Source organism: Paenibacillus sp. FSL P4-0113, assembly GCF_038009305.1.
In the GTDB taxonomy this organism is placed as follows: domain Bacteria; phylum Bacillota; class Bacilli; order Paenibacillales; family Paenibacillaceae; genus Paenibacillus; species Paenibacillus polymyxa_D.
Genome location: NZ_JBBPAZ010000001.1, coordinates 423,721 through 436,299 on the forward strand (window position 1 = coordinate 423,721; position 12,579 = coordinate 436,299).

7 protein-coding genes and 1 pseudogene are annotated in these 12,579 nt (G+C 43.5%); 6 read left to right on the top strand and 2 right to left on the bottom strand.

Annotated features, from left to right (window positions below; translation table 11 throughout):
- Positions 1–488: 488 nt before the first annotated feature.
- From MKX46_RS01720 to MKX46_RS01740, 5 genes and pseudogenes are all read left to right on the top strand, one after another.
- On the top strand, positions 489–758 hold the full coding sequence (locus tag MKX46_RS01720) for a CD3324 family protein (protein ID WP_341070805.1): 270 nt from the start codon (positions 489–491) through the stop codon (positions 756–758).
- Positions 759–1,061: 303 nt separating this feature from the next.
- Positions 1,062–2,060 (top strand): annotated as a pseudogene (locus tag MKX46_RS01725) (alpha/beta hydrolase fold domain-containing protein).
- Positions 2,061–2,157: 97 nt separating this feature from the next.
- The gene (locus MKX46_RS01730; RefSeq protein WP_039275054.1) at positions 2,158–4,224 is read left to right on the top strand and encodes a thioredoxin domain-containing protein; all 2,067 of its coding nucleotides are present in this window, start codon (positions 2,158–2,160) and stop codon (positions 4,222–4,224) included.
- Positions 4,225–4,625: 401 nt separating this feature from the next.
- Positions 4,626–6,626 (top strand): methyl-accepting chemotaxis protein, encoded by a 2,001-nt coding sequence (locus tag MKX46_RS01735; protein ID WP_341070807.1) that lies wholly within the window; start codon positions 4,626–4,628, stop codon positions 6,624–6,626.
- 144 nt (positions 6,627–6,770) lie between these two features.
- Complete coding sequence (locus tag MKX46_RS01740; RefSeq protein ID WP_341070808.1) at positions 6,771–9,332, top strand: response regulator; 2,562 nt, start codon at positions 6,771–6,773, stop codon at positions 9,330–9,332.
- A gap of 5 nt (positions 9,333–9,337) precedes the next feature.
- Here the strand turns inward: MKX46_RS01740 and MKX46_RS01745 are convergent, their stop codons facing one another.
- Positions 9,338–10,024 (bottom strand): response regulator transcription factor, encoded by a 687-nt coding sequence (locus MKX46_RS01745; protein ID WP_341070809.1) that lies wholly within the window; start codon positions 10,022–10,024, stop codon positions 9,338–9,340.
- Positions 10,025–10,615: 591 nt separating this feature from the next.
- On the opposite strand from MKX46_RS01745, the gene ectB reads away from it, so the two are divergent.
- Complete coding sequence (gene ectB, locus MKX46_RS01750; RefSeq protein ID WP_341070810.1) at positions 10,616–11,878, top strand: diaminobutyrate--2-oxoglutarate transaminase; 1,263 nt, start codon at positions 10,616–10,618, stop codon at positions 11,876–11,878.
- Between the two features lie 87 nt (positions 11,879–11,965).
- On the opposite strand, the gene MKX46_RS01755 is transcribed toward ectB, so the two are convergent.
- A complete protein-coding gene (locus MKX46_RS01755) occupies positions 11,966–12,484 on the bottom strand; it encodes an NAD(P)H-dependent oxidoreductase (RefSeq protein WP_341070811.1) in 519 nt (172 codons plus the stop codon).
- Between the last annotated feature and the right edge of the window lie 95 nt (positions 12,485–12,579).

The following is a 12,579-nucleotide window of genomic DNA, read 5'->3' on the forward strand; positions in this document are numbered from 1 at the left end:
TGGATAAATGCACTTAATTTCAAATTTTTATTCGGAAGCTAAGTTAGAAAGTGTGTCTCACACTCTGGAAAAAGTATTGGGGAGTCGGTTATGGATGGTAAAAAATTTGTTCTTATGCTTTTACTTTTCTGCTTGTTGGGCATTGTAGGGCTAGTGGCATTAATCTACAGATTTATGTGGTTCGTATTCATGGTTAGTATTTAAAATCAGCTATCTAACGGCTCAATTTTTAATCGCTTGCTTTTTGCTGATATCATTTAGCTGGTCCCAGGTGAGCAGAAGTTATGCTATACTTGCGAGGTAAAAGGGGGTGCCTACTGATGGAGAATCTGTTAGGATTGTCTGTGACTTCTTACACTCATGCAAAGCCAATTATTAAGAAAGCGTTACTTTGTATGGGGCGAAACAATTTTTAACGCTGAATAAGCTTTTTAATATTTTTGGCTTTGCCCCTTATTTTAAAAAATCAAAATAAGGGGCGAGTAAAATTGAGATATACGAATGCTTCCAAAGTTTTACCTCAAGAATTAATTATAGAAATCCAAAAATATGTTCAAGGAGAGACTCTGTATATTCCTAAGCCAAAAACGGAATATATGGATTGGGGAAGCTTGAGTGGCGGGAGATGGTTGCTAGAACAGCGAAATGCCGCAACCAGAAATGCTTTTCAAAATAGAAGCAGTATCGAGCAATTAGCTAATGAGTTTTTCCTCTCTACCGAAACCATTAAGAAAATTGTTTATTCACATAAAAAGTAGATGGACATAACGTGATAAGCTTAAGACGCGACCGGATAATCGCTATGAACGACCAATCCGGTCGCGTCTTTTTGTTTGGTAAAAGGTTTGATGTGCCTTCGCATTCCCACAGCCAGATTCCGAAATACTTTTTTGGCATTCCATTTTTTTATAATTTTTATGTCAAGAATGATTCTAACTCGTTGTTTTCATTTATAAAGCTGATTTTAAACTTAAAATATAAATATAAACGACAACAACAATTGAAGGGAAATATGTATTGATTCATTGTCTTTAAAACAAGAAAGTGAGGAAAAGATTACTATGAGGGAGCAAAAAAGTAGAAGTAGACATCTGATTGATCCAGAAATTATCAGTGCAGTTGATTTAATACCAACAACCGATCTTACCGAATCTACACTAAGGGAAGCACGTAAAAATCAATCTCAAATGATGCAACAAATAGATGTAACGCAGATGTTCCCTATTACATTAGAAAAAAAGGCTGTGCCAAGTTATTTTAGTGGTCCAGATATTCAAATCGAAATCATTAAGCCCAAACAATCAAAGCATCATAAGATGCCTCTATATTATTCGATACACGGAGGCGGGATGGTCTTAGGAAGTCCAGTCGTGGATCGTCCTGCTAATGCATCTCTTGCGGCACAACATGGTTTCTGTTGCGTATCCGTGTACTATCGCCTAGCACCAGAGCATGTACAGCCAAGTCAGTTACAGGATTGTTATTCGGGCCTAAAATGGTGCATTGAACATGCGGAAGAGTTAGGGATAGATACTCAGAAAGTTGCCGTAGGGGGCAGCAGCGCTGGCGGCGGTTTGGCGGCTGGCCTAGCCTTGTACATTCGTGATCAGAAGGAATTCGAAATCCATCATCTAAGATTAATGAGGCCAATGCTAGATGATCGCACAAGTACCGCACCAGAGCACCCATACGCAGGAGAGTTTATTTGGACAAAACAAAGTAATTATTTTGGCTGGAAATCTGTATTGGGGGATGAACCGGGTTAGGAGGAGGTATGTGAGTATTATGTGCCGGCTCGTGCTAAGTCATTGGCCGGATTACCACCGACTTATATAAATATAGGTACCATTGATTTATTCATTGATGAATCCTTGTTTTTTGCAAAACAATTGGCCTTTGATGGAGTCTTAGTCGAATTACATGTCTATCCCGGGTACCATCATATGTCGCCCGCGTTTCCGGATGCACATTTTTCCAAAGAAGGGGCCAGAACAAGTGAATACGCCTTACTGAAAGCTCTCGAGATCTTTGATATAAATTCTAATGAGTATAATGCTTGAGAGTCATTATCTTTTTTCATCTCTTCCGACTTTTACCACCCATTTAGGGTAAAATAGTACCAAGTATAAAATTCAACTACGGAAGTGGTGATGTCCCATGACAACGAGCAGCAAACCGAATAGACTATCCAAGGAAAAATCACCGTATTTGCTACAGCATGCTCACAATCCGGTAAATTGGTTCCCTTGGTCAGATGAGGCTTTTGAAATGGCTAAACGTGATAACAAGCCTATTTTCCTATCTGTTGGCTATTCCACTTGCCATTGGTGCCATGTAATGGGGAGAGAATCTTTCGAGGATGAAGAAGTGGCTGAGGTATTAAACCGGGATTATGTATCCATTAAGGTGGATCGTGAAGAACGTCCAGATGTGGATCATATCTATATGTCCATCTGCCAGACGATGACGGGGCATGGAGGCTGGCCACTGACGATATTGATGACACCGGATCAGAAACCTTTTTTTGCGGGGACGTATTTGCCCAAGGAGCAGAAGTTTGGCCGTGTCGGACTGTTGGAGCTGCTTGGCAAGGTGGGTACCCGGTGGAAAGAACAGCCGGAAGAGCTGGTGGAGTTGAGTGAGCAGGTACTGATCGAGCATGAGCGGCAGGACTTGCTTGCGGGTTATCGGGGTGAACTGGATGAACAGAGCTTGACTAAAGCTTTCCATGAATACAGCCACACCTTCGATAAGGAATATGGCGGCTTCGGGGAAGCACCCAAGTTTCCTTCTCCGCATAACCTGTCTTTTTTGCTGCGATATGCACAGCATACGGGGAATCAACAGGCACTGGAAATGGCAGAGAAGACGCTGGATGCGATGTCCCGGGGCGGAATCTACGACCATATAGGCATGGGGTTCTCACGATACTCCGTGGATGAGAAGTGGTTGGTGCCGCATTTTGAAAAAATGCTATATGACAATGCTCTGTTGGCCATCGCGTATACAGAGGCTTGGCAGGTGACAGGCAAGGAACTGTACCGACGGATTACAGAACAAATCTTTACATATATCGCAAGGGACATGACGGATGCAGGTGGTGCCTTTTATTCGGCGGAGGATGCGGATTCCGAAGGAGAAGAGGGGAGATTCTATGTCTGGGACGACTCTGAGGTAAAGGCTGTACTAGGCGATAAGGATGCCGCCTTTTTCAACGATTTGTATGGGATTACACCTTACGGCAATTTTGAAGGTCACAACATTCCAAACCTGATTGATATCAATCTGGAAGCCTATAGGATCAAGCATGACTTGACTGAGCAGGAACTGGAGCAGCGGGTTAGTGAGCTACGGGCCAAGCTGTTTGCTGCCAGAGAACAACGGGTTCATCCTCACAAAGATGACAAGATTTTGACCTCGTGGAACGGATTGATGATTGCTGCACTGGCGAAGGCAGGACAAGCTTTTGGAGACACGAGATATACAGAGCAAGCTCAGAAAGCGGAGACGTTTTTGTGGAACCATTTGAGACAGGAGGACGGACGGCTGTTGGCGCGTTATCGGGACGGCGAGGCAGCTTATCCCGGTTATGTGGATGATTATGCTTTTTATGTGTGGGGCTTGATCGAGCTATATCAGGCGACCTTCGATGTACAATATCTGCAACGGGCATTGACGCTCAATCAAAATATGATCGATTTGTTCTGGGATGAGGAACGGGACGGATTATTCTTTTATGGGTCAGATAGTGAGCAGCTCATTGCCAAGCCTAAAGAAATTGATGACGGAGCCATTCCGTCAGGTAACAGCATTGCGGCCTATAATTTTGTGCGGCTTGCGCGGCTAACGGGTGAATCTGGATTGGAGAACTATGCAGCCAAGCAGTTTAAGGCTTTTGGCGGTATGGTTGCTCATTACCCGTCAGGCCACTCCGCGTTGCTCAGCGCGTTGTTGTATGCGACGGGAACGACGAAGGAGATTGTGATTGTGGGTCACAGGGATGATCCGCAGACCGTACAGTTCATTCAGGCGGTTCGAGCTGGGTTCAGGCCGAATACGGTCGTTATTTTGAAGGATGAAGGACAGTCGGAGATTGCAGAGACGGCTCCTTATATCCGTGATTATGATCTTGTGGAAGGCAAATCAGCCGTATATGTGTGTGAGCATTTTACCTGTCAGGCACCTGTTACCAGGCTCGAAGATCTGAAGGTGTTGTTGGATTAGAACTGAATAAAGCGATCGAACCTAATCCCCTTGGGAGTAGAAAATATATGGCGATTTTCAAAAATGACCCTATGTTTGCTACCTTCAGGGGGATTATTTTCATGTTAAGTGGTAGGTATAGTGAGATGAAACTAACACTTTCTTAACATCTATACTGCATTTTTTTTAATATTTTTTAGGTATATTATATCAAAGAACCGGTTCCGACCAGCCTTGCTGTTTTCGAAAATAAGTACATATACCTATTTAACTAGCGTGTTTATATCTTTTATGTCCAAGCGTTTTAGCAGCAGATGTGAAAAATGTGAAAGAGAGTCTGTCGGGTGATTGTCGTCATCGGCAAGACGAAGAGGTTCGCTATAGGTTGGGAAATACAGGTAATGAAATGGAGATGTTTATTAATGAAGAAGTTATCGGGGAAAAAGTGGCTAGTCGCAAGGAAGCTCAGCAAAAATTTTAAAACGAAGCTAATGGTCGCCTTTATTGCATTTTTGATTTTACCGTCCATGATCGTGGGGGCTTTGTCGTTTATAAGCGCGAGTCAGCAGATTCGAAACCAGATTGAAGAAAGTGCCGAGCAGGCTATTGTCCGCACTAATTTTATTATTGATAGTACTATTGAACCCAAGGTACATGACGCAGACTATTTTGCAGAAAGACTAAAAGGCAATCGGGTAGAGACGGAGGAACAAGCGGCGAATTTGGAAGAATTCTTTAAGCAATATATTGCACTCCATCCTGAAACAGAATCCATTTATTATGGTACGAAGGACGGCAAATTTACAACCTACCCACAGAAGCAATTACCAGATAATTATGATCCACGAGTCAGACCTTGGTACGATAAAGCGATAAAGGAACAAGCGAAGGCAGCAATTAGTTCTCCTTATCTTTCGGCAAGCTCGAAGCAAATGACGGTTACTGTGTCCAAGGCAACGTCAGATGGATCGGGTGTTATTGGCATTGACCTGAAAATGAGTGGTATTAAAGAGACGTTGAACAATATTAAAGTAGGTCATGAGGGTTATGCCATATTGCTGGACAACAACCATACTTACATTGTTCATCCGACGAAGGAACCAGGTACCAAAATTACAGATATTGAATCACGCATGTTTCAGAGTGATACTGGTGAATACGAGTATGAGTATGAGGGCCAGCTCAAATATATGAACTATGCGACTAACAAGCTGACTGGCTGGAAGATAGGCGGAACGCTGTATTTGTCTGAAGTCGATGATGCAGCAGGACCGATTTTGATCAGCACTTTACTAACCATTGTCGGTTGTCTTGTGATTGGTATTATCATTGTTTATTTCCTGATCCGTTCCATCATCAAACCGATTTTAAAGTTAAAAGAACAAGCGGTAAATGTGAGCGCCGGAGATCTCACACAGGACATTCAAGTAAAGAGCGAGGACGAGATCGGAGAATTAGGAGTGGCTTTTCAAAATATGCAGAATAACTTGCGATCTGTCATTCAGAACGTAGGGAACAGTGCAGATCATGTCACAATTTCTTCCAATGAACTGACAATAAGCGCGGAACAAACCACTGCTGCAAGTGAGCAGGTGTCCCAGGCTGTACAAGAAATTGCCAGTGGTGCAGAGAAGCAGACTACAGGGCTGGAAAATAATTCGGTGGCCCTGGATGAAATTGCACAAGGGATCACCCAAATTGCTGAACGATCGATTTCGGTAGCTGATTTGGCCAAACGATCTGCCTTGCAAGCCGAGGAAGGACGAAAGTCTGTTGAGCAGACAGGCGAGCAAATGAATTCCATTCATCAATCAGTAGAGCGTTCCAACCAGATGATTCAAACCTTGCAAGCCCGCTCTCATGAAATCGGTGAAATTACGAAGGTTATCGGCGATATCTCCAATCAGACAAACCTGCTGGCATTGAATGCAGCTATTGAGGCAGCCAGAGCGGGCGATCATGGAAAAGGCTTTGCCGTCGTTGCTGATGAGGTGCGTAAGCTGGCAGAGCAGTCTCAGACATCCGCCACACAGATTGCCACCTTGATTGCCGAAATTCAGCATGAAACCGAAACAACAGTGAAGACGATGGACAGGGTCACGACTGAGGTGCAGGATGGACTACAGATTTCCAAAGCAACCATTGTCAAGCTGGGTTATGCGATGGAAGGCATTCGAGAGACAACACCTCAGGTAGAGGAGGTCGCTGCGATTGCAGAGCAAATATCAGCCAGTGTACAAGAAATCGCAGCGACAGCCAACGAGCTGGCGACGATTGCAACCGGTAATGCCGCCACATCTGAGGAAGTTGCTGCCTCCTCACAAGAGCAACTGGCTTCCATGGAGGAAATATCAGCTTCAGCACAGTTGCTTTCGACGATGGCTGCTGATTTGAAGATGATGATCAGTCGTTTCAAATATTAAAACGAGCTTGAACCTTATGGAATCTATAGTACAATGAATGCTCGGGACAGTTCTTTAAGCCTTATGGCATAAGGAATCTGTCCTGAGTTTTTTTTGTGTTTTTGATATATTCTAAAAATGGAAGATTATAGGAGTGGTGAACATTTGGTTCGAGATTTAGTGCTATGTGCTATCGTGATTTTATTGTTAGTTTTGGTTTTTCAGCGTCAACTTGTTCGTCAGGCGATCACAGGTGTATTTTATGGAGGAGCGGGAATTTTGTTCTTATGTTTTGGCATAAGCGATAAAACACCGTTGACCTGCGTGCTAGAGTTAGGGATGGGTCTAATGTTCATGACTCTGTTTGTGCACACTTTAACCACCGCTAAGTATACATATGGACAACGTTTGTTAAACAAAGACCGTGATCTGCTGAATTTACTAGGTGTTCAACCTGGCTTTACCTTCAAGCTGGAGAAAAGCGGTAATGAATTTTATTATAGGCTGCTTGAAGGTGAATTGCTGGAGCGCGTGGGTCTGAATATGCAAGTCAACTACAATAAAAGGGAGCATGTGAAGCGTCTTGGGGACATTTTGGAGCTTTCCTCTGAAACGATGGAGCAGCTTTGCCAATACTACAAACAGGCCTGGTTCGGTGATCGGACCGTATTTGAATTGGAGTTTTGGGAATATTCGGCTCTCATTACCTTACATCCGGTTATGGAGGACGGGGTTACTAGCTCTGTTATCGGTCACGCATTGGATATTACGGAGTGTAAAGCCTCAGAGCAGAAGAGAAAGGAAGTGGACGAGGCTAACCGTGCGAAAAGCATTTTTTTGGCTCATATGAGTCACGAAATCCGCACCCCGCTGAATGGAATCATCGGTCTGTCAAAGCTGTTAAATAAGACTGAACTGACTGCCGTTCAAAGAGATTACCTCCACAAGCTTCTCGCTTCCTCTCGTACCCTTTCATCCATGCTCAGTAACGTATTGGACTTTTCCAAAATGGAAGCCGGCAGTCTGGAACTGGAAAAGGTAGAATTCGAGCCGGAAAAAATGCTTCGGCATCTCGCAGATACCGTTGGAACTTTACTTGAAGATAAGGAAATAGAGGTTCTATTTATAATGGACCCGGCGTTACCGAAAAGCTTGAAGGGAGACCCGCTTCGAATCGAGCAGGTGCTTTCAAATCTTCTGACCAACGCCATCAAGTTTACGGATCAGGGACATGTATTGTTACAGGTAAAAATGCTAAGTCAGCAGGAAGGGCGAGTAGGCGTTTCTTTTATGGTAGAAGATACGGGCATAGGAATTTCCGAGACGTGTATGGACAAGCTATTCGTCCCTTTTATCCAGGCGAGTACAGCAACCAGCCGCAGATATGGGGGCTCTGGGCTGGGTTTGGCCATTAGCAAGCATTTGGCTGAAGCTATGGGGGGGAAAGTAGAGGTGAAAAGCCGATTAGGAGAGTACAGTCAATTTCACTTTAATGTCGAGCTGGAAACTGGGGAATTGAATGCAGGAAGCACACGAATAGAAAAACAAATCAAAGGCAAAGCCCTAATTGTTGCGCAGCATGAACTGGTGAGATACAGCTTGAACGAACTACTGCAAGACTTGGGATTAAAAACATTCACTATTTCATCCTTCCAAGAAAGTGTGGATGCTTTTCAAAAGGGTGAGCATTTTGATTATGTTATCATTGATATGGGGATGGAAGGTTTGAGAGAACTGGACTCCCGGAGGCAGTGGCTTCAAATGCTGGATAAGCAGATAACTCAGATCATTGGACTTACAACCGTGTTTCAGATGGAAAAAATAGCTGCAGGGGACATGGATCATAGTGTGGATGCCTTTTTGTCCAAGCCCGTTACCCGGAACGCTCTGCTGGAGGTTCTCTGCTGGAAGAAGGAAGATTCAGTGCCTGCAGATGGTAATACTCTGGAGACTCATGCGACGATGAGTTCCCGCAATGAGATAGGGGATACAACACAAAAGTATCAAATTCTCATAGCAGAGGATAACGAAATTAACCAGGTGGTGATTACCGAGTTTTTAGCAGAGCGTAACTTTGAGGTAACGATGGTCACAAACGGAAGGGAACTAATAGCGTTACTTGAACTGCGTTACTGGGATATGGTGCTGCTTGATTTGCATATGCCAGAGATGGATGGTTTTGAGACGGCGAGACATATTCGGAGAAACAAAGCTTTTAACAGGCTTCCCATTATCGCTTTTACCGCTGATGCTGTGCAGCATGAACAGGAAGTTTGTCTTCGTGCCGGTATTAATGCCGTGTTGCTCAAGCCTGTCCATGAACTGACCGCTGCTAGAGTGTTAACTAGCTGGATTAATTTAGCGTGGCTGCAAGATTTACATGGTATTCACGCTGAGCAGTCGATAGCAGGTATGGATGGCAAGGTGTATATTTTTCAATTTGCCCTTTACAAATGGATACAGGAATACCAGTATCTCGATAAAAGAGTTGTGAGAAAAATGGACAATGGACAGTTATCTTCTGCTCTTCGATTAATCCACTCGCTTAAGGGAGGAACGGGGAACCTGTGCGCGCCTGAGTTGCTGGCAAAGGTTATAGAGCTGGAAAAGGCATTGAAGCGCAGCAATGAAACCTCAACAGGAGAACTGTATCCAGACTGGAAAGAGCATCTGAGCACGGTTCAGAAGGATATTAACCAAATCAAGTCATCACTTCCTTGGAGCTGACCGTGTTATTGCATAAATTTGTAGCCGATTCCCCAGATGGTCTTAATCAATTGCGGTTTCTTAGGGTCTTTTTCGATTTTTCTGCGTAAATGGTTAATATGTACGTCCACGGCCCTCTCGTTAATAAAGGAGTCTGTGCCACGGAGAGCCTGAATTAAAGCATACCTGCTGAATACAATTCCCCGGTTCAAATAAAAAAGCTTCATAAGCTCAAATTCTGAATATGTTGTCTCCACATTTTGTCCGTTAACGGTAATCACTCTTCTCGCTAGATCCAAAGTAATGCCCGTTTCAGGTTCAGGTGCTCTGCCACTTCCTTGTAAGCGCGTGATTTCAATACGACGAAAAAGAGCCTCCATCCGTGCTTTTAGCTCTTGCATACTAAAAGGCTTGCAAATATAATCATCTGCTCCCAACGTAAGTGTACGAATGCGCTCTGATATGTTGTTTTCTGTAGAAATCACGATGATGGGGACGTCCGTATGCTTGCGTATCAGTGGGCAGGGATTCACGCCATCCAAATCTGGAAGCAGCAGATCCAACAAAATAATATCGGGCTGTACGACCTTAAGCCTGGCAATACCCTCAGACGCTTGTTCCACTCGAGTAACGTTGTAGTCTTCTCCTATTAAATACAAGGAAAGGGTATCTCCCAGCATATTGTCATCTTCAATAATCAAAACATTAGACATGATCATATTTCCTTATCTTTCTATCAAATTCGAGCCAAATAGTTAGGATAACTGCAATGTTTACAACAAGTTTTGACAGGTTCTGTTGATAGAGTAAACTCCTTTGGACAGTCTGTCAAAAGATCAGGTTTGTTGTGACAATCCTGTGGACAATTAGTCCAGATGTATATCTATTTGATATGGAAATGTACTATTTTTGAGATTTATCACTATAATACGACATTTTTCGTTTTATTTTAACAATATACTACAAGCCGCTGATGATAAATTACAAAAATTTAACAAAACATCTCAGAAACATGCATTGACTTAAATGAAAATTATGGTATTTTATTACATAGGAGTTGACATCCTCTGATAGGCCTCTTAGAAAAACCCACTATTTAATCTTCTACTAATCTACTCTCATGTGCTATCTCTGTATTTAATTTTAGTACTTTAATTGTTCTTGTAATCGTACTCATGATTCTTTGGTGTGGATATCCCATTGTGAATTCAGACTGTCTTCTCATTTAGATTACATATTTACACTTTTTTTGCTTTCCATGCTTGTATGTTTTTAAAATCAGGTCAGCGGGAGGACGAGAGATCATGAACACATTCGAAGCGCTGGAGTCCAATGTAAGATCCTATTGCAGAAGTTTTCCAGTTGTATTCAACAAAGCTAAAAACGATGTACTGTACACGGAGACAGGCAAGGGTTACATTGACTTTTTTGCCGGGGCAGGGGCTTTGAACTATGGGCATAATAATGATTTTATGAAAAACCGGTTATTGGATTATTTAACATCCGATCGGATTATGCATGGTCTGGATATGTACACGACGGCCAAGCAAGAGTTTATGGAGTCTTTTTCAGAGCGTATTCTCCAGCCCAAGGGCTTGAATTATAAGCTGCAATTTTGCGGACCAACCGGAACCAATGCGGTGGAAGCAGCACTGAAACTTGCACGCAAGGTGAAAAACAGAAATGGTATTTTTGCCTTTATGGGTGCGTTCCACGGAATGTCGCTGGGTAGTTTATCGATTACCAGCAACACCTCCATGCGAGAGAGCGCAGGGGTTCCCCTGAACAATGTTACCTTTATACCTTATAACAGCACATTTAACGGAATGGATACCATTTTGTATATGGAGCAGCTTTTAACAGACACCCATTCAGGTGTGGAAAAGCCTGCCGCGATCATTTTGGAAACGGTACAGGCTGAAGGCGGCATTCATATTGCAGATACCGAATGGCTGCGTGATTTGCGACAGTTGTGCGATGATCATGATATTTTGCTTATTGTGGACGATATTCAAGTCGGTTGCGGTCGAGTTGGTTCGTTCTTCTCATTCGAGCGGGCGGGAATCGTTCCTGATATGGTTGTTTTGTCCAAGTCGATCAGTGGATACGGTTTGCCCATGTCTCTATTGCTGCTCAAGCCAGAATTGGATATATGGAGTCCAGGTGAGCATAACGGCACCTTCCGTGGAAATCAGCTTGCTTTTGTCGGGGCAAAGGCTGCGCTGGAGTTCAGAGATACGGTAGAGCTGGAAGCACAAGTGAAGGAAAAAGAGGCTTTTGTTCAGCAGTTCTTGCGTGAACAAATCCAATCCATAGATCCTCTTATTGAAATTCGCGGCATGGGATTGATCTGGGGGATTGATGTATCTCATCTGGGAGAAGCGTTCGCCAAGGAGGTAACGACTCTCTGCTTTAGTAGGGGACTCATTGTTGAGCGTGCTGGGCGTAACGATACAGTAATTAAAATTATGCCAGCGTTAACGATAAGCTTGGAAAACTTGCGTAAGGGCTGCGACATTATTAAAGAAAGCATGGCACAGGTAACCAGTACCTTGGTTACGATGTAATCAATCAGTAAAGCCCCTTGGTTGGAGCTGCCGTCTGCTGTAAAGCAGGTATGACAGGCGCCGTCCAAGGGGCTTTCTAGTAAAAAATTAAGAAATAACTGTTTGCGCGTATTTTTGTGCGGATTGGTCTAGTTGCTCATCGGTCAGTACTGCAGCACCATATTGTACGAAATAAGGGAGCAATTTGACACCAATCATATGGCCTGTAGCTTCCAGAGGTCTCAGTAGCTCTTCGATCGTATACCTATTCCGTCCGTCATGTTGATAGTTTTCCTCAACACTGGCAGCAGACAAGGCAATCAACAACTCTTTGCCCTGTAGCTTGCCACCTTCGCTCCCATAAGCCCAGCCGTAGGTTAGAACCTTATCCAGCCATTTTTTCAGTAGGGAAGGAGTGCTGTACCAGTAAAAAGGGAATTGCAGAACGATACGGTCATGCTGCTCTAGCAGTTCCTGCTCCTGGGCGGCATTGATTTGCTCATCCGGATATACTTCATACAGGTTGTGAACGGTCACGCCGGATTGTTTCTTGAGTTCTTGCACCCATCTTTTGTTAATGCGAGATTCCGCAAGATCAGGGTGAACGACAATAACGAGGGTTGACATTTAAAAACCATCTCCTTCGAACTTATTTATCGTAAGTAAATAACCAATACATATGTAACGATTTTAGTTTCAACTTATGGAATTGTCAACTCTAT